This is a genomic window from Acinetobacter shaoyimingii (genome assembly GCF_011578045.1).
Classification (GTDB): domain Bacteria; phylum Pseudomonadota; class Gammaproteobacteria; order Pseudomonadales; family Moraxellaceae; genus Acinetobacter; species Acinetobacter shaoyimingii.
In genome coordinates, this window is sequence record NZ_CP049801.1 from 323,753 (window position 1) to 347,499 (window position 23,747).

Below are 23,747 nucleotides of genomic sequence, written 5' to 3' on the forward strand. Positions count from 1 at the left end.
TCTTTTTATTGTTGATAAGACATTTAAAAATTAAAAAATATCTTTAAATAGAGGTGTCAGCAATTTATTGCCATATTCATTCAAATGATCACCATCTCGATAAATGGCACGACCCTGATATTGCGTAATACAATGATCAGACGTACAGAGAACAGCTGTTGAGTGAATAATTTCTGCGCCACATTTTTGCGCGACATTTTGCTGAATTTGAGCCAGTTTTTCTGATCGAGCGAGATATTGCTTGAATGGCAAAGTTCGATGTTCCGTTTTTCCAGATCTAAAAATTGATTGGTTCATAGTCTGTGGAACATTGAAGCCAACTTCTGGAATTGAATCGACAATATACACCTTGGAATGGCGTGTTAAATCGCAAATGGTTTTTTCATAGTTTTTTGCAAATGCTGCATATATTTCGGCTTTGTTGGTACTGTGATCACTAAAATTGATCGTAAGTACATTCTTTGTTTTTACACGAGCAGGATCATTTTCACCTTCCAATCTTTGCAAATAACGATTGATGAGAATGATAGGTGTACCTTGATGCTGTGCTAAGTATTGTTGTTTCTTCTGATTAATTAATTCACATTGGTTGTCGTTAAATTCTGCATTAAGAATATATGGACAGCCTGAATTGGAAAGGGTAATTGTACCTTGCTTTTCTAAGTCTAAAGCATTCGAAATCCCTGTTGTTACAGCGTTGGCATGACTATCGCCTACAACAATGGCACGAATATTTGAAGCATTGCCAATCATACACTCGGAAAGATCATCATCAGATTTAGAGACGCAGTCATAAGGATTTTCATTTTCAGCATCGGCAAGAACTTGTCGTATTTCTGGAGGGTAATGAAACTCCATGCCATTGGTGGCTTTAACGACATAGCTGAATCCCAATAGAAAAATGGCGAGGTAGATAGGTTTAACTTTATAAATATTTTTCCAGTGGTTATAGGTCGGAAGTTTTATTCTTTCAATAGTTTGATAACTCAGATAACCGATTAAGATAGAAAGAGGAATTCCGTATAACCACCAATGTTCTATAGAGAAATACAGACCAAAAACCACCAAAGGCCAATGCCAGACATAAATAGAATATGACCATTTTCCAAGTGATCTAAATAAAAAATTATTGATTAAAATATTGTTCTGAACATTGGCTAAAACAATTAAATAGGCTCCAAATACTGGAAGCAGTGCCATATAGCCTGGCCAAGGGGTTTCTTCTGAAATGAAAATATATGAGCAGATGATTAAGCCTAATCCAAGCATTTGGGCGTAGATTCGAGATTTTGAATTCAATTGAACTGGAAACAGAAATGCCAAACCACCAAATAACATTTCCCAAGCGCGACTGCTTAATAAAAAGTAAGCTTTATTTTGATCTTGGTGGGTAGCGTAAAGACAATAACAAAAGCTTAAAAGGAAGAGCCCAAGAAAAAATTTCCGAATACCGCAAAACGTCAAATATTTTTTAATCAATACGATTAAAATTGGGAAAAAGATATAAAACTGCCATTCCACAGACAATGACCAAGTATGTAATAGCCATTTGGTTTTTTCATTGCTATCGAAATAGCCTCCGTCTTTTGCAAAGAGGATATTGGAGCTAAAGATTGAGCTTTGTTCAACTTGTTTAGCCAAATGACGATAATCATCGGGTGCTAAATAAAACCAGCCGAAAATGAACAAAGCACTCACCATTGCAGTTAAGACTGGAATAATACGGTTTGCACGTGCAGTGTAGAATTTAAAAAGATGAAAAGAATTCTTTTCGATTCCAGTGAAAATGATGGAAGTCATCAAAAAACCAGAAATTACAAAAAATACATCTACACCAGCAAAACCACCAGGTAACCAGTGGGGGTTAAAGTGAAAGATAACCACAGCCAAGACTGCAATGGCTCTTAATCCATTTATATCGTTTCGGAAAAGCATAGGGTTGAGATGTCGACTGACTTGAAATGCGATATATTTTATTGTTTTGAAAATAAAAAAATCATTTTTTATATGAATATTGTAATAAATTTAGAGATAATCTGTTTTCTTGATTGTTCTATATACGATAGGTCAAGTGTTATCTTTTCAGAATACCTAATGAAGGTGAATCATTTTTATTCAAATAGAATTAAAGTAAAAATACTAAAAAATTAAATAAATTACTTATCAGGAAATAACAAGACTAATTGCGGTTTATGAGTGAATTTCATATATTGATTACAATTTATGATGAATAAAATAGAGCTGATATGAAATTTCAGATGAAATCCATGATGGCTTCTGCTGTCTTGGCAGTGAGTTTTTTTACAGGAACGACAGCAGTTCAAGCTGCAGATCGTGAATTTTTAAATGTCTCTTACGATGCAACTCGTGAATTTTACGATGATTTTAACAAATCATTTGGAACATATTGGTCGAGCCGTACTGGTCAGAAAATTCATTTTAAACAATCGCACGGTGGTTCTGGTAAGCAGGCACGTTCGGTGGTTGATGGTTTAAAAGGTGATGTGGTCACACTGGCATTGGCGAATGATATTGAGGAAATTGTACGTTCAGGTCAAATTCGATCTGGATGGCAAAAAGAGTTTCCTCACAACTCAGCGCCATATACCTCAACTGTTGTATTTATGGTGCGAAAAGGCAATCCAAAACACATCAAAGATTGGTCAGATTTGGTCAAACCAGGTGTAGAAATTATTACCCCAAATCCAAAAACAGGTGGATTGCCACGTTGGGTTTACCTTTCAGCATGGGGTTATGCATTGAAACAACCAGGGGGTAGTGATGCTAAAGCCAAAGAATTTGTGGGCAAAATGTACCATAATGTCAAAGTGATGGATTCTGCTGCGCGAGCATCTATGACAACGTTTGCTGAACGCAATATTGGTGATGTTTTACTGACTTGGGAAAATGAAGCGCTCATTACTCAAAAAACCTTGGGCAAAAATAAGTTTGATATTGTTTATCCATCAATGTCTATTTTGACTGAACCTTCAGTTGCTATTGTCGATAAGACAGTTGAGAAAAATGGCAATAAATGGTTAGCGCAAGGTTATATCAATTATTTGTATTCTCCTTTAGGTCAGGATATGGCGGCGAAGCATTTTTATCGTCCTCGTAATGCCAAAGTTTTAGCCAAATATAAACAACAATTCCCAGCAATTAAGACATTTACCATTGATGATGTATTTGGTGGTTGGGCAAAAGCACAGCAAACCCATTTCGTGAATGGTGCAACGTTTGATCAGATTTATAACAATCGTAAATAAACTTGCATAGTAATTTTCAAAACAAAAGCCGATTCCAATGAATCGGCTTTTTTATCTTCAAGTGCAATATGTATGAAATTAAAAAAATAATTAATAACGATTAAAAACATTAGGTTATGAGCAAAATGGTTTCCATGGATTTGCAGCTAACTGAGTCATCAATGTATCCCGCGTTTTTTGTAAAGTTGTCTCTAGTGAAGCTTTATCTGCAGGTAGTCTTTCAGCAATACTCAGCGTTATAAGAGGTTTACATTGAGCAAATATTTTCTGAACATTAACTTCATATGTAGATGCCATTAAGTTTTTTGACTTCAAATCTGTCGGTAAATAAGTTACTGAAAGGTAAATTGCATCATGCTGAGAACTCAATTGAGGGTTTTGATTAAAACCAGCTTTTTGCAGTTGATTCATTTGTAAATTCGCGTATTGCTGAGCGCTAAGTTTTGAGTTTTTTAAAGCATGAATCGTCAATAATTTCGACCAGTTATTTACAGTTTCATTATGTGTTGTATATTCATAAGTCGCTTTTATTGTGTCAGAATTTTGAAAAATGAGCTGATAGTTTGAGTCTGAAAAAGTGAAATTTTTCGGTGCTTCAAATTTGGCTGTGGACTGAGTTGGAACAGGTTTTGTATTTGTACTATTTTGACAATGGCGTGCTTCATTTTTGACTTCAATATTCTGATCAAGATTGATGACTTTTATCGACGCATTAGGGTGTATCTGACACAACACGTTTTTTGCAGTATAGATGCCAGATCCTTGTGAAATCATACGAGGACCTTGAAGTTGAGTACCATTTTCATCGAATGCCTGAACTTCGTAATTCCCTGAAAGGGTTATACAACCTGTTAAACTGAATAAGCTTAGCGCAATGATCTTAATTTTTTTCATGCTGATTCCTTAAATTTTCTTCTTTAGTTGTTTTTATTTGTGATGAATAAAAGCTAAATGATACGAACATCATCTGCATTTAAATTTAATGCTTTTCAAATCAATATACGTAAACCATTTAAAAATTCAAATACAAAAAATAATGAATATTTTCAACTCAATATTCATTATTTAATTTATGTGAAATGATGTCATTAAAACGGACTGATAATTTCATTAATCCAAATGATCAAAACATTGACGATAGTCTTTTCGAGCAACTGCTTGTTGCTGTTCCGATAAAGCAAGAAATTGTTGAATCAACTCACGTGCATATGCATCATAAAATTTAGGTTTTTTGTAGGCATAGCTTGGGGTGCTGTTGCCATACATAAATTCAACTTGTTCGAAAATTTGATCTTCTTGTTTTAATTTTGGATTGTCTCTCATCACATTACACACGGTGGCTTTGTGCGACGCTTTTTCCTCTTGGTTTGGCATCTTCATCCAGACGGTGATGAGTAATATGCTAAAAATTATGACGGCAATGAGCAAAAAAGACAGTTTTTTCATATTGAAAGGAGGTGCAGCCGCTCAACATTTTTTGTGATGTTAAACATGGTGTGCATAGAGCAGAGGATCGGAGGTCTATGATAGCAAATAATAACTGGCGTAGACGCTACGTGATGGTTTAAATGCATCAGCTTTTACAATTTTTTAAAGCGTATTTTGAAAAATTGCAGTGGATTAGGGGCGAAATGATTCAGAATTAAAAAATAAAACGGTTTTTTCTATGAAAAGTAATATTTCAGTACAAAAAGTCGTTTGGAGCTTTGTTAAAACAAGGTAATAATGTGCAGTTAAATTTTCTTTGTTTTGAACCAATTCATATGTCACATATTTCTGTATTACTTCACGAAACTGTAGATGCCTTAGTGGCTGATCGCAATACAGGAATTTATGTTGATGGCACGTTTGGTCGTGGTGGACATACACGTTTGTTGCTTTCAAAATTAGATGAAAATGCGCGAGTTTATGCCTTTGATAAAGATCCACAAGCATTGGCTGTGGCGGCTGAATTAGAACAAGAAGATCCACGTTTTAAGATCATTCATGCAAGCTTTGCAGATTTAAAATCTGAACTGAATCAGATTGGTGTTGAAGAAGTTGATGGGATTATGGCAGATTTAGGTGTGTCATCTCCACAGCTTGATCAGGCTGAACGTGGTTTTAGCTTTATGAAAGATGGTCCACTTGATATGCGTATGGACAATTCACAAGGTCTAACCGCAGCAGAATGGTTGTTGGAAGTCGATGAAACGCATTTGGCGAATGTAATTTTTCAATATGGTGAAGAGCGTTATAGTCGTCGTATTGCCAAAGCCATTAAAGCAGCAGGGTTGATTGAAACGACTGCACAATTGGCTGAAATTGTTAAAGTAGCCCATCCAAAATGGGAAAAGAATAAACATGCCGCAACCCGTACTTTCCAAGCGATTCGTATTGAAATAAATAAAGAATTAGATGATGTTCATGCTTTTTTACCACAAGCTTTAGATTTGCTAAAATCGGGTGGACGTTTAGCAGTGATCAGTTTCCATTCTTTGGAAGATCGTATTATTAAACAATTTATTCAAAAAGAATCAACATTAGCAGAAGATACAGGTTGGGGCATGCCTCAAAAAGTAAAAGATACGAGAACCTTGAAAAAAATCGATCGTATCCGTGCAAGTGAAGCAGAAGTAAAAGAAAACCCACGGTCACGCAGTGCTTGGTTGCGTGTTGCAGAACGCTTAGACAAAAAAGGCGCAGAATGAAGCAAGACATTACAGAAGATAAAGTTACCCCTAAGCTTGCTAGAAAAAAAACCATAACGTATATGGTCTTAACGGCTTTTATTCTAATTAGCGCTTTTATGGTGGTCTATCAAGTGTATTTGTATCGCCATGATTTCCGTGAATATAATGCCCACATGCGTGAGCGTGAAGACATTAATGCGGAATGGGGGCGTTTGCTCATTGAGCAACAAACATTTGGTGCGACTGCACAAATCGGAACACGTGCAGTGACGCAACTAAGAATGTATTCACCACCGACAGCTCAGACGGTGGTCATTTCTTTACCTACTGAATCAAAGCAAAAGAAATAAGGCGTGCTGAATGTCCAATAAGCGAATAACAAAACCCACTCGGAAAAAACAGCATTCCATTACGGAAAAACCTACACTTGCTGTCGATATGTGGCGCTTTTACCTCATGTGGGGCTTTGTATTACTGTGTTTTGTTGGCTTAGTCACGCGTGCTTTTTTTGTACAAGTGGTGAATCGTGATTTCTTGCAAAATAAAGCCAATGCAAAAATTTTAAGAACTGAAAAACTTAAAGCAATGCGCGGTGTGATTAGCGACCGTAATGGTGTGCCTTTGGCTATTAGTACGCCCATTATGAAAGTGGTGATTGATCCTCAGAATTATTATGAGACCAAAGCGACCTACGAGAAAATTACTGAAGAGTTAAAGAAAACGCCGAATAGTTATAAGCTTAAAAATCAGTTACCGAAAGAAAATCTAAATTTAGATGAGTTGGCAGATGCGGTCGGTATTGATCGTGCCAAATTGAAAAAAGATGTAGAAGCACGTGCGCGTTCACGTTATTTGGTTTTGAAAAAAGAAGTACCACCGCCTCAAGCTGAAATAATCGTTAAACGTGATTTTGCTGGGGTCTATGCTGAAAAGTCCTACAAACGTTATTATCCGCAGCCTCAGCCAAATGCGCAGATTATTGGTTTAACCAATAGTGAAGGGGTTGGGATTGAAGGTTTAGAAATGCAATTAAATGCTCGTTTATCTGGTGTGGATGGCGAGCAGAAAATTGCACGTGATAAACATGGTAACCGTGTTAAAACTCCAGAAGTGATTAAAGAAGTCGAAGCGGGTGAAAATATTACCCTTAGTATCGACTCACGTTTACAGTACATCATGTATCGTGAATTAACCGCGGTCGGTGTGGCCAACAATGCACGATCTGCAACAGCGATTGCAATCGATGTCAAAACGGGTGAAATTTTAGCGATGACCAGTTGGCCGTCGTACAACCCAAATGACAAAAATGGAACGAAAAACAAAGACGCAATGCGTAACCGTGGTGCGATTGATATGTTTGAACCTGGTTCGACCATGAAACCATTGACCATTGCGATGGCATTGGAAACAGGAAAATTTGCACCAAATACGGTGGTCAATACTTCTCCAGGATCTATGCGTGTGGGTAACCATACCATCCGTGATACGCATAATTATGGTTCATTGACATTAGGTGGAATCATTCAAAAGTCATCGAACGTCGGTGTCTCAAAAATTGCACTTTCACTGCCATATTCTACCTTGCCAACTTTTTTAAAACGCATAGGTTTTGGTGAGCGTTCAGCGGTGAAATTCCCAGGTGAAAGTGCCGGTTTGATTTTGCCACCAAGCAAATGGAATGTATCAGAAGTGGCGACCATGTCGTATGGTTATGGTTTAAATGCCACTGTATTACAAATGGTTGATGCTTATGGAATGCTTGCAAACAAAGGCTTAAAAATGCCTCTAAGTCTCTATAAGCTCGATACCTTACCAAAAGGTCAGCAGATTATTGATCCAAAAATTGCAGATCAAGTGATGTTGATGATGGAGTCTGCAACGCAGCCAGGTGGTACGGCTACACGTGCAAATATCCCTGGCTATCGTGTCGCAGGTAAAACGGGTACAGCACATAAACTACGTCCAGACCGTAAAGGTTATTCTACGACAGAATATCGTGCATTATTTTCAGGTGTAGCGCCTGTGAGTGATCCGCGTTTAGCCATGTTTGTGGTTGTTGAGAACCCGAAAGGCGCTTATTACGGCGGTACGGTGTCTGCACCAGTTTTCGCACGTGTGATGCAAGAATCACTTCGTTTGCTCAATGTTCCTTTAGATAAACCTTTAGAAACTCAAAAAATCCAGTAATAGGTGTTGAATGTCCATTACATTTCAAGAACTGTATCCCGTTGAAAATATTGCTGGATGGATGAAACAACCATTCAATGGTTTTGTTCTGGATAGCCGTAAAGTCCAACAAGGGCAAATTTTTATTGCCCTAGATAGTTTTTCACAACCTGAAAAGACGATACAGTTCGCACGTATTGCCCTTGAAAAAGGGGCGATTGCAGTGGTGAGCGAATCTCAATTAGAGATTGAAAACAGTATTCAAGTGGCGACTGTTCGTCACTTAATGGGTACATGGCAGAAGCAATATTTAAAAGCGACTACCCAAGTTGAATTACCCCAAATTTTGGCAGTTACTGGAACCAATGGTAAAACCACGATTTCTCGTCTAGTAGCAGAATTGCTGATGTTACAAGGTCAAGCTTGTGCCGTGATGGGAACAACAGGGAATGGTATTTTACCGAATCTGGAAGCGTCTTCTCATACCACTTTAGATGCGCTACATCTGCAAAATGCTTTACATGAATATGCGGTTCAAGGCGCAAAATTTGCCTCAATTGAAGCCAGTTCACATGGTCTGGAACAAGGTCGTCTTGCGGGCTGCGATATTGAAATCGCAGCTTATAGTAATTTAAGTCGTGATCATTTGGATTATCACGGTACGCTTGAAGCATATGCTGAAGCGAAATCACGTCTATTCAAATTTGAATCTTTAAAAGTCGCAATCATCAATATTGATGATGCCCATGCCCATGTGATGATTGATGCGGCGAAGTGCAATCCTGCACAACCTCAAATTTTAACCTATTCAACCACGCAAAAAGCAGATTACCAAGTTCAAGATATTCAATACAGTTTAAGTGGCGTGCATTTCAGACTGATCACTAAAAACGGTGATTTTACCGTGCACAGCCCATTGCTTGGACATTTCAATATTGAAAATCTGGTTGCGAGCTTAATTATGGCTGAGCAAGCAGGCTTTGATTTGGAGCAACTCATTGACATTGCTCCACAGCTAAAAGGTGCACCTGGACGCATGCAGGTGATTCGCGATGGCGAGCGTTTATTCGTTGTGGATTATGCGCATACCCCTGATGCATTGATTCAAGTCTTAACGACCTTAAAACGCCACGTGTCTCAAGACTTATGGGCGGTATTTGGTTGTGGTGGAGATCGTGATCGGGGTAAACGACCTTTGATGACGCAAGCGGCGTTAGATTATTCTGATATTGTCTTGTTAACTTCGGATAATCCGCGTACTGAAAATCCTGAACAAATTTTTGCAGATATGAAAGCAGGCATTCATTTTGACGGTAAAAATGTTCATGAAATTCATGATCGCCGTGAAGCCATTAAATTTGCAGTACAACAAGCCAAGTCTGGTGATATTGTCGTCATTGCAGGTAAAGGACATGAAAACTATCAGGAGATCGATGGGGTTCGCCATTGGTTTGATGATGTGGTTGAAGTGCAAGCAGCAATTGATGCTCAACATCATGATTTAGATTCAGCTTATCCTGCACAATAAGGACATTCATATGCATACATCAACGACCAGTACTGTGCCTTTAGAACCGTGGACAGTCGAACAATTACAACAAGCGACTCAAGGTCAATGGCATAATAATCGAGTTCCAAAAGGTCAAATTAAACGAATTTTGACTGATTCACGACATGCTGAACAAGGTGATGTCTTTCTTGCGTTGAAGGGTGAGCGTTTCAATGCGCATGATTTTATCAAGCAAGTTGCGGAACAAGGGTGTGAAATTGCAATCGTCAGCCATCCTGTCGATGCTGATATTGCACAGTTGGTGGTTGAAGACACACGTCTTGCATTGGGGCATTTAGGGGCTTATCGCCGCCAACAAAATACCCAATTGAAAGTGATTGCCTTGACTGGAAGTAGTGGTAAAACCACCACCAAGGAAATGTTAGGCAGTATTCTCAATCGACTTGCGCCGACCCTTATCACCCGTGGTAACTTAAATAATGATTTAGGTGTGCCCATGATGTTGCTCGAACTTCGTTCAGAACATCAATATGCTGTGATGGAATTGGGTGCGAGTCATCAGGGTGAAATTGCCTATACTTCGAGTCTTGTTCAACCCCATGTCGCAGGAATTATTAATATTGGTACTGCACATTTGGGTGAATTTGGTGGCAGAGATGGAATTTGTCGCGCCAAATCTGAAATATATGCAAATATTCTCAAATCTGGAACATCGATAGTTCCTGCTGCGGATGATTATGCAGAAACGATTCGTCAAGCAGTTGTGACTGATCAGCAACTCAGTTTTGGTGAAAGTGGTGAAGTCTTTGCTACTGAAATTGAGTTACATCCACAATCTTCTTCGTTTGTATTGAACACACCGCAAGGACATAGCCATGTTCATTTGCCATTTGCAGGTGAACATAATGTTCAGAATGCAATGGCTGCAACGGCATTTGCACTGGCCATTGGGGTTTCATTACAAGATATTGTCGCTGGACTGGAACAAGCCGAAGGGGCAAAAGGTCGTTTGAACTTTATCAAACACAAAGATTTTTTATTTATTGATGATACTTATAATGCGAATCCATCATCGATGCGAGCTGCAGGGGAAGTGCTTGCTCAGCAGGAAGGTATTCGTGTTATGGTGATTGGTGATATTGGTGAATTGGGTGCAAGTGCTGCTCAAGAACACTACAAATTGGGACGAGATTTGGTTTCAATTAAAGGACTCAATTTTGTTGTTGCTGTTGGTGAGTTTTCACCCGCGGCTCAAGAAGGTGCAAGAAGCACGCAATATGGTAAAAAACTACAAGCATTCCTGACTCAGGAACAAGCACTTCCATTTTTAATAAGTTTAGTCGAAACACACCATCCACAGTCTATGAGTTTCCTCTTTAAGGGTTCTCGTTATACTCATATGGAAACGTTGATGGCGGAATTGATGGAGAAACTCTAAATGCTGTTATGGTTATTTGAACAACTGTCGGGTTACCACAGTTCGTTCCAAGTTGTTCGTTATTTAACATTAAGAGCTCTGCTCAGCGTTTTGACAGCAATGACGATTGGTTTGGTGCTTGGACCGATCATGATCCGTAAACTGCAGGCTTTGAAATACGGCCAAGCAGTCAGTTCTTTCGCGCCAGAAAACCATGCAAAAAAGATGGGGACACCAACAATGGGTGGGCTCTTAATCTTATTGTCTATTGGTATTTCAACCTTACTTTGGGCAGATTTATCTAATCCATATGTATGGATTGTTCTGGCTGTCATGGTGATTTTCGGTGCTGTAGGATGGGCGGATGACTGGATTAAAATTCGCTATAAAGACAATGCAGGATTACCAGCACGTAAGAAATTCTTCTGGACATCGGTAGGTTCATTGGGTGCAGGTATTGCACTGTATGTAATTGCCCAGCAACAGGCAAACCCTATTCATACAGCCAATATGTTGGATTTGCTTATTCCATTCCTGAAAAACTTTAGTATTCCGCTTTCCATTATTCCATTTGGTATTGGCTTTATTGCATTTACTTATCTGGTGATTAATGGTGCGTCAAACGCTGTAAATCTTACAGATGGTTTAGATGGTTTGGCGATTATGCCAATCGTACTTGTTGCAGCTGGTCTAGGCGTTTTTGCTTACTTGGCTGGTGATGCACGTTTTGCGACTTATCTGCATGTGCCTTATGTGAAATATGCATCTGAATTGGTTGTGATCTGTGCCGCGATGATTGGTGCAGGTTTGGCATTCCTTTGGTATAACGCTCACCCTGCTCAAGTCTTTATGGGTGATGTTGGTGCGCTATCTTTAGGTGCAATGCTTGGAACGATTGCGGTGATGGTTCGTCAAGAAATCGTGTTTGCTATTATGGCAGGTGTGTTCTTGGTTGAAGCTGTATCTGTATTCTTGCAAATTGGTTCTCTGCGTATGCGTAATAAGCGTGTGTTTTTAATGGCACCATTGCACCATCACTATGAGAAAAAAGGCTGGAGAGAAACTCAGGTGGTGATTCGTTTCTGGATTATCACAATTATGCTGGTAGTTTTAGGTCTAATGACTTTAAAATTACGTTAAGCAGATCTTTTTTGAAAAAGTCGGCATGCGCCGGCTTTTTTTATGCTGTGTAATTTGTTTTGGAGAAAATGATGAATTTGCTCATGTGTCCAGTGTGTCGTGAGAGTTTAAAGCTAACAGAAAGAACGTGGAGATGTGGCAATCATCATAGTTATGACGTGGCTAAACAAGGCTATGTCAATTTACATGTCGTACAACATAAGCATAGTAAAAACCCTGGAGATACGCCTGAGTCGGTTCAAGCCCGTCGCGCCTTTTTGAGTGGTGGTTTCTATGCGCCGTTACAGCAAGCCGTGGTGTCCAAAATTCGTCAATTGCGTATTGAAAATCTATTAGATATAGGTTGTGGTGAAGGCTATTATACCAATGCGATGCAAGCTGAAGTACTGCAATGTGTTGGGGTAGATATCGCCAAAAACGCGATTCAGGTAGCCGCAAAATTAAATAAGGACGTGACTTGGGTGGTTGGTACGGGTGCAACTTTGCCTGTAATGGATCATTCAATTGACTTGTGTACCAGCCTATTTAGTCCGATTCCTGAACAGGAAATTCTCCGTGTATTAAAATCTGAAGGTTATTTGTTGGTTGCTACGCCAGCTACGGAGCATTTACTTGCGATGCGTGAAGCATTATTTGAAGAAGTGAATCCACACGATTCACATAAATTTGTAGATCAGTTGGCTGGAAACTTTGACTTGGTCGATGCACAAGTGATCGATGCTCCTATGTGTTTGGAACAGCAAGATTTAAAAAATCTAATTGCAATGACGCCTTATGCGTATAAAGCGAAGCCAGAACGTCGTTTGGCCTTGGAGCAAGAACAACAGTTTGAACTCAATGCGCAGTTTCAAATTTATGTCTTTAAAAAGAAAGAATCTACGTAAACATGAGCAATGCTATAGCCAATAAAAAAGCCCTCAAATGAGGGCTTTTTTATTATTGAACTCGATTGATGAGATCTTCAATGGCATCTTGCTGTTTAGTTTCTTTCTTCGGACTTAGACTTGGTGGAGGTGCATCTGAAGGTTGCAAGGGTTGTTCCTCACCTGGTAAATCATCAAAGTCATTCGATACATCTGGCTTTGGTGTTACAGGTGACGCACGATAAATTGGGCGAGCCAAAGGTGGTTTACCATCATCATCGGTTTCTTCATGTTCAATGGTATTTTTGGTACGATGATCACGTGAAATAGGGGCTTTGGCATTTTTGTCTAAAGTGACCCAAGCTGGCGGTGTCCCTTCAAGCGACTTCTGCATGAAGTTACTCCATATCGGAAGGGCTGCAATACCGCCATACTCACGACGACCGAGTGTAGAAGGTTGGTCAAAGCCAACCCAAGTAATCGCCACCAACTTACCATTAAAGCCTGCAAACCAAGCATCTTTAGCGTCGTTGGTTGTACCTGTTTTACCACCAATATCTGGACGACCAATTTTTAATGCTGCACGACCCGTACCGTGTTGGATCACGTCTTTTAGAATATTGGCCATGTCAAATGCTGAGCTTGATTTTAATATGCGCTGAGCTTGACGATATTTACTTTTTTCTTCAGCGGTTAATGGTTCTAAATCTTGTTCGTTATCAGATTGGTTAGTGACTTCAATCACTTCATCATCAGGGGTAACGGTTTCATTTTTTTCTGGTTGTTTATTCTCACGAATACACTTAATACATGCATATTCAGGATTTGCTTGATAAATCACTTTACCGTAAGCATCTTCAATACGACTGATAAAATGCGGTTGTACACGGAAACCACCATTGGCAATCGCAGAGTAGCCTGTTGCCATTTGTACGGGTAAGACTTGAGGTGTTCCTAAAGCAATGGTGTAGTTACGAGGAATTTGGTCTTCTTGTAAACCAAAATCCATAAACAACTGACGAGTACGTTCAATGCCAACCGTTTGTAATAAGCGGACTGAAACGGTGTTACGTGATAAATAAAGTGCACGACGCAAAGGAATCATGCCTAAGTAGCGACCATCGGAGTTTTTAGGTGACCATTTTCCAATGGTGATGGGATTATCATTGACCATTGAATAAGGTGTCATGCCACGTTCAAGTGCCAATGCATACACAAAAGGTTTAATGGTTGAACCAGGTTGACGCCAGCCTTGAAGGGCGCGGTTAAACTTAGATTGATAGAAATTATAACCACCGACGACAGCGATGATTGAACCATCATTTGGATTTAAAGCAATGAGTTGACCTTGTACTTTTGGAATTTGTACCAGTGCCCAAGAGGTTTTGTTTTCATTTGGTCTTAAGCGAACGATATCTTTTACTTTGACAATTTGCGATGCTTTGCTTGGTGCACCACCTACACTGTCAGCACTTCGGTAGGGGCGAGCCCATGACATTCCAGACCAAGGTACAGTCACAGTTTCGCCATTTTGCATCAATGCTTCAAACGAATTGGTATTGACCTGAGTCACTTCGGCTGGGTAGGTGTTTGCATAAGCAATAAAATTCTTTAAAGGTTGATCATGTGCTTCTGCTCCGCGCCAACCATGACGACGGTCATAATCTTCCAATCCTCTTCGAACAGCATCCTCGGCATATGCTTGACGTTTGCTGTCGATGGTGGTGTAAACCTTATAGCCAGAGTCTACTGCAAGCTCACCAAATTTATTGACCAGTTCTGAACGAACCATTTCACCGACATAGGGAAACTTATTGCTTACGCCGCGATTGGGCATATTTAAAACCACAGGTTCAGCAACGGCCTCGTTATATTGTTTTTGATTGATATAACCAAGTTGCAGCATTCGCCCTAAAATCCAGTTGCGTCGTTCTAAAGCACGTTCAGGATTGGCAACAGGGTTATATTTTGAAGGCGCTTTAGGAAGACCTGCGAGCATTGCCATTTGAGCAATACTGAGCTGATCTAAGCTTTTGTCATAATAAATTTTAGCTGCCGCAGCAATTCCATAGGCATTTTTACCTAAGAAAATTTTATTGACATATAACGTGAGAATGTCTTCTTTTGACAGATTTTGCTCAATCTTACGTGCTAGAAAAATTTCAGTGAGTTTGCGCTTAAGTGTACGATCAGAACTTAAATAATAGTTTTTAGCCACTTGCATGGTGATCGTGGAGCCACCTGTTTGTACATCTGAACCAGTGACCGATTCTGTTAACGCTCGCCCTAAACCCTTAAAACTAATACCACTATGCTCGAAAAAAGATGAATCTTCTGCAGCTAGAAAGGCATGAATAAACTGTTCTGGAATCTGTTCATATTCTACAGGTACAGAAAGCTTACCTCCATACTCTGCAATCAGCTGATTATCTGCCGTATACACTTGTAGTGGCTTAAGTAGAGGAGCCTTCTTGAGCGAGCTCATTTCAGGTAAAGACGGAGCGATATATAGGTACATTCCGTAAAAACCCATAGGAATTGCCATTAAAGCAATGATAATTAGCAAAAAAAATGGGTGAATGTTTCCACAACAAGATAGCTTTTTCATAACAAGTAAGTTTTAATAGTGCTAAGGCAAACTAATTAATGGTCAGTATAGCTTCACATTTGATGGATTGTTAGTTAAGTTATTATATCCATCAAGAAATTAATGGCATTTTCATAGTTTGTAAATTGTTGGGGAAAGAAAAATAATAGGAATTTCATCGTGCTTAGACTATATCGTAAGCCAAATAAGGGGTTAATAGGAGTAGACATTAGTTCGACTTCTGTAAAGATATTAGAGTTATCTGTTAAAAACGGTCGCTATTGGGTGGAGAGCTATGGTTTAAGTCCACTCGTTGATGGAAGTGTAGTCGAAAAAAATATATTAAATACTGAGGCAGTTGCTGAAGCTTTAGAACGAGCAATCAATATAGCTAACCCACAATCGTTGAATGCGGCATTTGCTATTCCGACGTCCATGGTTATTCATAAAATAATAGAAATGGACAAAGATATGAATGACGATGAGCGTGAGGTGCAGATCCGTATGGAGGCGGAGCAGTATATTCCCTTTCCATTAGATGAAGTCAGCTTAGACTTTGAGGTCTTGCCAGATAAGTTGTCAGATGCAGATCGTGTCAATGTGCTTTTGGTCGCGACAAGAACAGAAAATATTGACTCTAGGGTAGAAGTGATTGGCGTCAGTGGCTTAACGCCAAAAGTGGCCGATGTAGAAAGTTATGCTTTAGAGCGTAGTTTCGAAGTGTTTGGAGATACTTTACCTATTGGTGTCAATCTGGTGGGTATTTTAGACATTGGCCATACCATGACAACCTTGTCAGTCATGCAAAATGGTAAAATTATTTATACCCGTGAGCAGGTGTTTGGTGGGAAACAGCTGACGCAAGATATTCAAAATCGATATGGATTATCGTTTGATGAAGCAGGAAGAGCGAAAAAAGATCAAACATTGCCCGATGATTATGATTCAGAAGTGCTATTACCTTTCCTAGAAGCTGTGGTTCAACAGGCTGCAAGATCATTACAATTCTTTTTCTCATCTTCGCAGTTTAGTGAGTTAGATCATATTTTGTTGGCAGGGGGTAATGCAAATATCCCTGGTTTATCCAAACTCATGCAACAAAAGCTAGGTTATCGGGTCACGATTGCAAATCCATTTGTGCAAATGGGTTTTTCACCTCAAATTGACTTAAAAAAATTAGAAAATGATGCGCCGTCACTGTTGGTAGCATGTGGCTTAGCAATGAGGAGTTTTGATTAATGGCAAAAATTAACTTACTCCCTTGGCGTGAAGAGCGACGAGAAGAGCGAAAAAAACAATTTATCCTTTTTTGTGTGCTGAGTGCGGTATTGGCTGCAGTAATGGTGTTAGCAACATGGTTCTTTTTAAATCAAAAACTGAATGACCATGAACAAGCAAATCAGTTGGTAAGTAGTACAAACCAAACTTTAGATGAACAACTTAAAACCTTGGATGGACTTGAAGAACAACGTCAAGCAGTCATTGATCGAATGAAATTAATTCAAGGTCTAGAAGGTCAACGTCCAGTGACTGTACGTTTGATTGATGAGCTTGTACGCGTTATGCCTGCAAATGCATATGTGACTAAATTTACACGACTAGGTGATAAATTTACCATTGAGGGTCGTGCAGAAAGTCCAAATACAGTTGCAGAGTTACTTCGTAATTTAGAAGCTTCAGAATGGTATAGAAATGCATTCATGAACTCATTCCTTGCAGTTGAGGAAAAGAAAGAGGCTCCCCAATCTTCTATAGTCCCAAGAATTGAAGAATCCTATGGCACTTTTTTTGTTACAGTCGATATTGGTGAAATTGCAATGCAAGACACTGATTCGGCGAATGATAAAAACAAAAAAAATAAAGGAGGTCCTAAATGAGTCAGGATGATTTAGACAATCTAGACTTGGACAAACAAGCAGCCAAAAATAAACAAATGACGGTTGAGCGCTTTGTTCAACAATTTAATACACTAGATCCTAATAATATGGGTAGTTGGCCTTTATCAGTCAAAATTACCTTCTGGATTATTATTTTTGTTGTTGTGTGCCTACTCGGATATTTTTTGGCTATTAAACCAAAACTAGATTCAATTGATCAGGCAAAAGCCCAGCAACAAAGCCTATTAGAAGACTTTAAAAAGAAGGATTCTGATCTTCGTAATCTTAAGCTTTATCAAGCTCAACTCAATCAAATGGAAGAGAATTTTAATCAGCAACTGCAACAATTACCGAAAGAAACAGAAATTCCAAGTTTAGTTGAAGATATTAACTTAACTGGCGTGAATTCAGGATTGAAATTCAAAAATATCAAGCTAGAATCGGAAGTTGCTCAGGAGTTTTTTATAGAACAACCTATTTCGATTGAAGCTACTGGTGATTATCACTCTTTTGGTAATTTTGTTAGTGGTATAGCTGCACTAGCTCGAATTGTGACTTTACATGATTTTAATATTAGTGCTGAGCTACAAAAGGACAAAAAATCTGATATTCCAAAAATTGATTATTTAATTCAAGCAAAGACATATCGTTATGTTGCTGGTAATGCTCAGCCAAAAGATAGTAAGCAACCACCTGCGAAAAAGAAATCGGGGGGTGAAAAATAATGAAAAAATTAAAATATATGATCGGGGCTGTAGTGGGTATCAGTCTAGTTGGGTGTAGTTCACAAATCGATGTGGTGAACCAGGAAATGGCAAGAATTAGGAGTGAACCTACTCAAAAAATTAAACCAGCGCCAGAATTTCCACCAGTACCAACTTTTGCATATTCTGCTCAGCAATTAAGGAATCCTTTCTACCCAAGTTCATTGGCCAATGAGCTAAAAGTGTTGTCTGGGAAAAAAGTTTATCCAAATCTTTCTCGAGAACCGCAACCGCTCGAGGGATACGCTCTAGAAACTTTATACTTTAAAGGCAGTATGAAGGGCAAAAGTGGGGCGATCATTGGGCTCATTCAAACGCCAGATCGTGAGATTGAGCGTGTTCAAGTGGGGAGTTATCTAGGGCTGAATCAGGGTAGAATTATAAATATAAATCCGACACGAATTGATCTATTGGAAATTGTTCCTGATGGCAGTGATGGCTATATCGAAAGACCACGCAGTTTGGTTTTACTCGGCCCTATAGATTGAAATATACATAAGGAATAAAAATGAAGAACAGTTTTAATTTTTTTTGGGGTGGGGATAGACCGATGATAAATAACACTCTTCGTCAGTTTTCAATGGCAACGGTTGCTATTGCTGTAATGCAGACGGCAGTTGCTCAAGTCACGATGACGGACGTTTTGCCCATGCAAGTTGCTGGCCAGGGCACTGAAATCCGCGTCATGTTCGATGGTATTCCACCTCAGCCAAAAGCTTATCAGTTGTCAAATCCAAGTAAACTCATTCTTGACTTTGAGCAAGCCAAACAAAAAGTTGCCAAAAAATCCATTCCAGTAGCAACGGATGAAGCGACATCTGTGGACGTATCATCAGATGATCAACGTTCAAGATTGACCGTAAATTTAAAAAAATCAGGCAATTATACGACCCGTATAGAGGGCAATACGTTTATTTTAAAAGTTAATAATGATGCTAAAACTATCGTGCCTGTTACAAATCCTATTCAGGCGCCAATTAAGCAGCAACAAGGGCTTGCAGATATTGGATTTCAGCGCGGTAGTAATGGTGAAGGCCAAGTTGTCTTACGATTGTTAAATATCAATACGCCAGTCGATGTACAGCAACAGGGGAGTAAGGTTGTTGTTCGCTTCTTAGGAAATAAGATACCTGCGCATTTGATTCGTCGACTCAATGTGAATGATTTCGCAACACCAGTTTCGACTGTTGACGCTTATAATGAAGGTTCCAATGGTATTGTAACAATCCAATCAACGGGGAATTATGAATACATGGCATTTCAGGCTGAAGATAAACTCACTTTAAGTTTAAAACGACCTGAAGAAACTCAAAATACGCGAAATATATCTGCACCGAATCGCTATACAGGCAATAAAATCTCTTTAGATTTCCAAGATATTGAAGTGCGTCGTGTTTTACAGCTGCTCGCAGATTTTACGGGCATCAATATGGTTACACCTGATTCAGTACAAGGCAATATTACCTTGCGTTTGAAAGATGTGCCTTGGGATCAAGCACTCGATATTATCTTAAAGACCAAAAATTTGGATAAACGTCGTAATGGAAATGTCATTTGGATCGCGCCAGTTTCAGAACTTGCTAAAGCAGAAGATGAAGAAGCAAAAGCACTTGCACAAAGTATTAAACTTGCGCCGATTCAGACTGAATATATTAAACTCAGTTATGCGAAAGCTGAAGATATTTTCAAAATCATTCAAGATTCAAGAGATCAAAAAGCCTCAACTTCGAATCGTACCACGGGTGGAGAATCACTGGCTTTAGAGGGGCTGCTTAGTGCACGAGGGAGTATGGTTGCCGATCCTCGAACCAACACCTTGATTATCAATGACACAGCACAAAATATTGATAAAATTCGAAAAATGACTGACTTGTTGGATGTATCTATTAAACAGGTCATGATTGAAGCACGTATTGTTCGTGCAACGACAGATTTCACCAAAGAAATGGGTGTGAAATGGGGTGTTACAGGTATTACAGCGAATAACAAGTTGGTTATTGGCGGAAGTGAAGATACGGTATGGGATATAAGAGATCCTGATGATGAGGGAAGAGTAACTATTACTCGGCCAAATAACTTGAACGTTGATTTAGGTATTACAGATGCGGCAGGTAAAATCGCTTTTGGTTTAATCAATATGTCAAACTTTATGCTTGATTTAGAGTTGTCGGCATTACAATCTGATGGCTATGGTGAGGTAATTTCTACACCAAAAGTTTTAACTGCAGACAAACAAAATGCGAAAGTTGCGTCTGGTACACAAATTCCTTATCAGTCTTCTGAAGGTACTGGAGCAGGTGCTGTAGCTAAAACAGAATTTGTTGATGCAACTTTAAGTTTAGATGTCACTCCAAGTATCACTCCAGACAATAAGATTCTGATGCAGTTGAATATTACTAGTGATTCCCCTGGACAAGCGACGCCAACGGGTCAAATTACCATTAATAAAAATGAAATCGTCACGAATGTATTGGTTGATAATGGTGAAACTGTTGTATTGGGGGGGATTTTTGAGCAAGAAACTCGAAATACAGTAACCAAAGTGCCATTCTTAGGAGACTTACCATATATCGGTCATCTGTTCCGTAAAGATGCAAAATCTGATGCGAAACGTGAGTTATTAATCTTCGTGACACCGAGAATTGTTAATGACAGTCAAACTAGAAATCATTAATATACTTTCAATGAAAGCAATTCAATAGGTGACTCCTTGCAAAGCAATGAGTTTGAATCCCTACCAAATATTTATTTGGTGGGGCCAATGGGAGCTGGGAAAACAACAGTAGGTCGACATCTTGCAGATTTGCTCAATCGAGAGTTTCTTGATAGCGATCATGAAATAGAAAGAAAGACAGGTGCGACCATCCCATGGATTTTTGAAAAAGAGGGTGAGCAAGGATTCCGTACTCGTGAATCACTTGTTATTAATGAATTAACAAATAAAAAAAATTTAGTCCTTGCAACTGGTGGCGGTGCTGTGACACAAACAGTGAATCGTGAATACCTTAAGCATCGTGGCATTGTCATTTATTTGTACACACCTGTAGAAATTCAATTACAACGCACTTATCGTGATAAGAATAGACCGCTATTACAAGTTGAAAATCCTGAACAAAAGTTAAAGGATTTACTCGCAATTCGTGATCCTTTATATCGTGATGTGGCACACTATATTATTGAAACCAATCAGGGTGCTGCACGAGATTTGGCACAAAAAATTTTGCAGGTTATAGTGTCTCAAGTATTGAACTAAATGAGATTGATGTCAGCACATTGCTGACATCAATCATTCCAATATTACCGCTTTGAAAATTTGACTCTTAAATCATGCAAACTTTACACGTAGAACTAGGCGATCGCCGTTATCCGATTTTTATTGGAAGCCACTTAAATCCAAAAACACTTCTTGAACCCTATATTCATGGTCGTCAAGTGATGGTTGTGACCAACACGACAGTCAAACCACTATATCTAGATCATTATGTTCAAGCCTTAGAAACCTTGGGTAAAACAGTGAAAACTTGTGTTTTACCTGATGGTGAAAAATATAAAAATATTGAACATTTAAACCTGATTTTTGATGCGCTTTTGCAAGCAGGCTTTAACCGAGATTGTACAGTTCTAGCGCTAGGTGGTGGTGTGATTGGGGATATGGCAGGGTTTGCGTCTGCTTGCTTCCAGCGTGGTGTGTATTTTATTCAAGTGCCAACGACATTACTTTCTCAAGTCGATTCAAGTGTGGGCGGTAAAACAGGAATTAATCATCCACTGGGTAAAAATATGATTGGGGCATTCCAGCAACCACAAGTCGTGTTGGCGGATATGGCTCAACTGAAGTCATTACCTCCACGTGAGTTATCAGCTGGATTGTCTGAAGTCATCAAATATGCATTGTTAGGTGATGTTGATTTCTTGGTATGGTTAGAGATGCATATGGAGCGACTGGTTGCTGGAGATGCTGAGTTATTGGCAGAAGCGGTATATCGTTCTTGCGCACATAAAGCGCGTATTGTTGCCAATGATGAGACTGAAAAAGGTGAGCGTGCCTTATTGAATCTCGGACATACGTTTGGTCATGCTATTGAGTCATATTTGGGTTACGGCGTCTGGTTACATGGCGAAGCTGTTGCAACAGGTATGGTGATGGCGGCTGATTTATCACAGCGAATGGGCTGGATTTCACTTGAGGATGTTGAGCGTACAAAAAACATCATTCAACGTGCGAATTTACCGATAAAATGTCCAAAAATTCCATTAGATGAATTTTTGGGGTATATGTCTCACGACAAAAAAGTGCTGAATGGTCAATTACGTTTAATTCTGATGAAACAATTAGGTCAAGCAGTCATCACCAATGATTTTGATGTAGAGTTGATGAAAAAAGCAATTTTGAATAATCAACTGTCGTAGAAAGGTAAGTTTATGTCAACAAAACAATCAAATTGGCAAAATATTCAACTTTACGTGTGGTTGAGTGGTGGTTTGCTTTGTTTTGTTGTCGCATTGATTTTTTGGGCAGTCACTGATACCAAGGATCTGGTTTCTGAAACCAAAAAAATTGAAGAAACTCAATCGATGATCCAGCCTGAAAAAGTGGCTGCAACAACAAATTTGGGTGGATTAACAGATGAGGTACGCCCACTACAACTCACAACTCGAGTGGTCGCTGTAGGTCATCATTTATCAGAATTCCGTGGGACGAAATATCTACAGGAAAATCAAAAGAAATGGATTGTTGAATTATTTCGTGCCAGAAGTGAAGATGTCGTTAAAAGTTATTTGCTTAAACAAACAAGCCGCAAAGGTTTAATTTATTTTAGATTGAGTGGTGAAGATCAAGTCGAGCAATATGTTTTGGCTTATGGTCCAGTCGATTCTGAGGGAGATGCAAAACAAGCCCTAAATCAACTTCCATATAATTTACCCGCATCTGTGAAGCCAAAAATTCAAAAAATAGATCAGTTTGTCCCTCTAGTGAATGACTTGGGTTCGGATGAATTGATTGGTAACAATAAAATGTATGCTGTCAATTTGAAGTCAGCACCATTGCCGATAATTGATGAAACAATCATTGCACAACAGAAAGCATTGTTGGCTTTAAATAATCAAATTAAAACAACGACTAGAACAACAGTTACTCGAAAAGATGCTCAAGGTAATGTCATTGATGTGCAACGTTCGCAATCTACAAATGAATTACCAAAAAGTAATCGTTCAGTTGATAATCAAATTACCGATCCGTTTAATTGATATTGGTTCTAAAATAGCGCAATTTGATGTATAAGAATAATAAGTCGCATCTTTTTGGTGCGAAAAAAATGCATTAAATCTGGCTAAAAATACAGCATCAGTAATATTTATCAATCAGTTGAATCTATAAACCTAAAATATATTTTTTTGGCATATTTATTGCATTAATGGTGCAAGAGCGAATGTTTTGTCACTGTTTTAGAGCGAAACATTCCATTCAGAGTGCGATTCACAT

20 protein-coding genes are annotated in these 23,747 nt (G+C 38.9%); 16 read left to right on the top strand and 4 right to left on the bottom strand.

The window, feature by feature from the left end:
- Positions 1 to 30 precede the first annotated feature (30 nt).
- Positions 31 to 1,935, bottom strand: a complete 1,905-nt coding sequence (locus G8E00_RS01505) for an acyltransferase family protein (protein WP_166221521.1) — start codon at positions 1,933 to 1,935, stop codon at positions 31 to 33.
- 311 nt (positions 1,936 to 2,246) lie between these two features.
- On the opposite strand from G8E00_RS01505, the gene G8E00_RS01510 reads away from it, so the two are divergent.
- On the top strand, positions 2,247 to 3,266 hold the full coding sequence (locus tag G8E00_RS01510) for a sulfate ABC transporter substrate-binding protein (protein WP_166008731.1): 1,020 nt from the start codon (positions 2,247 to 2,249) through the stop codon (positions 3,264 to 3,266).
- A gap of 114 nt (positions 3,267 to 3,380) precedes the next feature.
- Here the strand turns inward: G8E00_RS01510 and G8E00_RS01515 are convergent, their stop codons facing one another.
- The gene (locus tag G8E00_RS01515; RefSeq protein ID WP_166221523.1) at positions 3,381 to 4,160 is read right to left on the bottom strand and encodes a hypothetical protein; all 780 of its coding nucleotides are present in this window, start codon (positions 4,158 to 4,160) and stop codon (positions 3,381 to 3,383) included.
- Positions 4,161 to 4,376: 216 nt separating this feature from the next.
- Positions 4,377 to 4,640 (bottom strand): hypothetical protein, encoded by a 264-nt coding sequence (locus G8E00_RS01520; RefSeq protein WP_166221525.1) that lies wholly within the window; start codon positions 4,638 to 4,640, stop codon positions 4,377 to 4,379.
- A gap of 389 nt (positions 4,641 to 5,029) precedes the next feature.
- On the opposite strand from G8E00_RS01520, the gene rsmH reads away from it, so the two are divergent.
- From rsmH to G8E00_RS01555, 7 genes are all read left to right on the top strand, one after another.
- Positions 5,030 to 5,956 carry a 16S rRNA (cytosine(1402)-N(4))-methyltransferase RsmH gene (rsmH, locus tag G8E00_RS01525; protein WP_166221527.1) on the top strand — a complete coding sequence of 309 codons (927 nt, stop codon included), beginning with the start codon at positions 5,030 to 5,032 and terminating at the stop codon, positions 5,954 to 5,956.
- Positions 5,953 to 6,288 (top strand): cell division protein FtsL, encoded by a 336-nt coding sequence (gene ftsL / locus G8E00_RS01530; protein ID WP_166008727.1) that lies wholly within the window; start codon positions 5,953 to 5,955, stop codon positions 6,286 to 6,288. The genes rsmH and ftsL overlap by 4 nt, the downstream gene beginning before the upstream one ends.
- 10 nt (positions 6,289 to 6,298) lie before the next feature.
- Complete coding sequence (gene ftsI, locus G8E00_RS01535) at positions 6,299 to 8,125, top strand: penicillin-binding protein PBP3 (RefSeq protein ID WP_166008726.1); 1,827 nt, start codon at positions 6,299 to 6,301, stop codon at positions 8,123 to 8,125.
- 10 nt (positions 8,126 to 8,135) lie between these two features.
- On the top strand, positions 8,136 to 9,632 hold the full coding sequence (locus G8E00_RS01540; protein ID WP_166221529.1) for a UDP-N-acetylmuramoyl-L-alanyl-D-glutamate--2,6-diaminopimelate ligase: 1,497 nt from the start codon (positions 8,136 to 8,138) through the stop codon (positions 9,630 to 9,632).
- A 10-nt stretch (positions 9,633 to 9,642) separates the two neighbouring features.
- Positions 9,643 to 11,052 (top strand): UDP-N-acetylmuramoyl-tripeptide--D-alanyl-D-alanine ligase, encoded by a 1,410-nt coding sequence (locus G8E00_RS01545; protein WP_166221531.1) that lies wholly within the window; start codon positions 9,643 to 9,645, stop codon positions 11,050 to 11,052.
- The gene (gene mraY, locus G8E00_RS01550) at positions 11,053 to 12,171 is read left to right on the top strand and encodes a phospho-N-acetylmuramoyl-pentapeptide-transferase (RefSeq protein WP_166008723.1); all 1,119 of its coding nucleotides are present in this window, start codon (positions 11,053 to 11,055) and stop codon (positions 12,169 to 12,171) included.
- 71 nt (positions 12,172 to 12,242) lie between these two features.
- Positions 12,243 to 13,055, top strand: coding sequence for a putative RNA methyltransferase (locus G8E00_RS01555; protein ID WP_166008722.1), 813 nt, complete (start codon positions 12,243 to 12,245; stop codon positions 13,053 to 13,055).
- Between the two features lie 52 nt (positions 13,056 to 13,107).
- Here G8E00_RS01555 and ponA read toward each other — a convergent pair whose 3' ends face one another.
- Positions 13,108 to 15,642 carry a penicillin-binding protein PBP1a gene (gene ponA, locus G8E00_RS01560; RefSeq protein WP_166008721.1) on the bottom strand — a complete coding sequence of 845 codons (2,535 nt, stop codon included), beginning with the start codon at positions 15,640 to 15,642 and terminating at the stop codon, positions 13,108 to 13,110.
- 159 nt (positions 15,643 to 15,801) lie between these two features.
- Between ponA and G8E00_RS01565 the strand changes: the two genes are divergently transcribed.
- The 8 genes from G8E00_RS01565 to G8E00_RS01600 all read left to right on the top strand — a co-directional run bounded on the left by G8E00_RS01565 (position 15,802) and on the right by G8E00_RS01600 (position 23,512).
- Entirely contained in the window at positions 15,802 to 16,860 is a 1,059-nt protein-coding gene (locus tag G8E00_RS01565; RefSeq protein ID WP_166008720.1) for a pilus assembly protein PilM, read from the top strand.
- Positions 16,860 to 17,498, top strand: coding sequence for a PilN domain-containing protein (locus G8E00_RS01570; protein ID WP_166221533.1), 639 nt, complete (start codon positions 16,860 to 16,862; stop codon positions 17,496 to 17,498). The genes G8E00_RS01565 and G8E00_RS01570 overlap by 1 nt, the downstream gene beginning before the upstream one ends.
- On the top strand, positions 17,495 to 18,223 hold the full coding sequence (gene pilO, locus G8E00_RS01575) for a type IV pilus inner membrane component PilO (protein ID WP_166221535.1): 729 nt from the start codon (positions 17,495 to 17,497) through the stop codon (positions 18,221 to 18,223). Before G8E00_RS01570 ends, pilO begins: the two co-directional genes overlap by 4 nt.
- A complete protein-coding gene (locus G8E00_RS01580; protein ID WP_166221537.1) occupies positions 18,223 to 18,750 on the top strand; it encodes a pilus assembly protein PilP in 528 nt (175 codons plus the stop codon). The genes pilO and G8E00_RS01580 overlap by 1 nt, the downstream gene beginning before the upstream one ends.
- A gap of 20 nt (positions 18,751 to 18,770) precedes the next feature.
- The gene (gene pilQ, locus G8E00_RS01585; protein ID WP_166221539.1) at positions 18,771 to 20,936 is read left to right on the top strand and encodes a type IV pilus secretin PilQ; all 2,166 of its coding nucleotides are present in this window, start codon (positions 18,771 to 18,773) and stop codon (positions 20,934 to 20,936) included.
- A 36-nt stretch (positions 20,937 to 20,972) separates the two neighbouring features.
- Positions 20,973 to 21,515 (top strand): shikimate kinase AroK, encoded by a 543-nt coding sequence (aroK, locus tag G8E00_RS01590; RefSeq protein ID WP_166221541.1) that lies wholly within the window; start codon positions 20,973 to 20,975, stop codon positions 21,513 to 21,515.
- Positions 21,516 to 21,589: 74 nt separating this feature from the next.
- A complete protein-coding gene (gene aroB / locus G8E00_RS01595) occupies positions 21,590 to 22,672 on the top strand; it encodes a 3-dehydroquinate synthase (protein ID WP_166221543.1) in 1,083 nt (360 codons plus the stop codon).
- 12 nt (positions 22,673 to 22,684) lie between these two features.
- The gene (locus G8E00_RS01600; RefSeq protein ID WP_166008713.1) at positions 22,685 to 23,512 is read left to right on the top strand and encodes a hypothetical protein; all 828 of its coding nucleotides are present in this window, start codon (positions 22,685 to 22,687) and stop codon (positions 23,510 to 23,512) included.
- Positions 23,513 to 23,747 lie beyond the last annotated feature (235 nt).

Coding starts and splice junctions, on each gene's coding strand:
- G8E00_RS01505 (WP_166221521.1), bottom strand. CDS start 1,935: ATGCTTTTCCGAAACGATATAAATGGATTAAGAGCCATTGCAGTCTTG.
- G8E00_RS01545 (WP_166221531.1), top strand. CDS start 9,643: ATGCATACATCAACGACCAGTACTGTGCCTTTAGAACCGTGGACAGTC.
- G8E00_RS01540 (WP_166221529.1), top strand. CDS start 8,136: ATGTCCATTACATTTCAAGAACTGTATCCCGTTGAAAATATTGCTGGA.
- G8E00_RS01570 (WP_166221533.1), top strand. CDS start 16,860: ATGGCAAAAATTAACTTACTCCCTTGGCGTGAAGAGCGACGAGAAGAG.
- G8E00_RS01510 (WP_166008731.1), top strand. CDS start 2,247: ATGAAATTTCAGATGAAATCCATGATGGCTTCTGCTGTCTTGGCAGTG.
- G8E00_RS01515 (WP_166221523.1), bottom strand. CDS start 4,160: ATGAAAAAAATTAAGATCATTGCGCTAAGCTTATTCAGTTTAACAGGT.
- mraY (WP_166008723.1), top strand. CDS start 11,053: ATGCTGTTATGGTTATTTGAACAACTGTCGGGTTACCACAGTTCGTTC.
- ftsI (WP_166008726.1), top strand. CDS start 6,299: ATGTCCAATAAGCGAATAACAAAACCCACTCGGAAAAAACAGCATTCC.
- rsmH (WP_166221527.1), top strand. CDS start 5,030: ATGTCACATATTTCTGTATTACTTCACGAAACTGTAGATGCCTTAGTG.
- G8E00_RS01555 (WP_166008722.1), top strand. CDS start 12,243: ATGAATTTGCTCATGTGTCCAGTGTGTCGTGAGAGTTTAAAGCTAACA.
- pilQ (WP_166221539.1), top strand. CDS start 18,771: ATGAAGAACAGTTTTAATTTTTTTTGGGGTGGGGATAGACCGATGATA.
- aroB (WP_166221543.1), top strand. CDS start 21,590: ATGCAAACTTTACACGTAGAACTAGGCGATCGCCGTTATCCGATTTTT.
- G8E00_RS01600 (WP_166008713.1), top strand. CDS start 22,685: ATGTCAACAAAACAATCAAATTGGCAAAATATTCAACTTTACGTGTGG.
- pilO (WP_166221535.1), top strand. CDS start 17,495: ATGAGTCAGGATGATTTAGACAATCTAGACTTGGACAAACAAGCAGCC.
- G8E00_RS01580 (WP_166221537.1), top strand. CDS start 18,223: ATGAAAAAATTAAAATATATGATCGGGGCTGTAGTGGGTATCAGTCTA.
- ponA (WP_166008721.1), bottom strand. CDS start 15,642: ATGAAAAAGCTATCTTGTTGTGGAAACATTCACCCATTTTTTTTGCTA.
- ftsL (WP_166008727.1), top strand. CDS start 5,953: ATGAAGCAAGACATTACAGAAGATAAAGTTACCCCTAAGCTTGCTAGA.
- G8E00_RS01520 (WP_166221525.1), bottom strand. CDS start 4,640: ATGCCAAACCAAGAGGAAAAAGCGTCGCACAAAGCCACCGTGTGTAAT.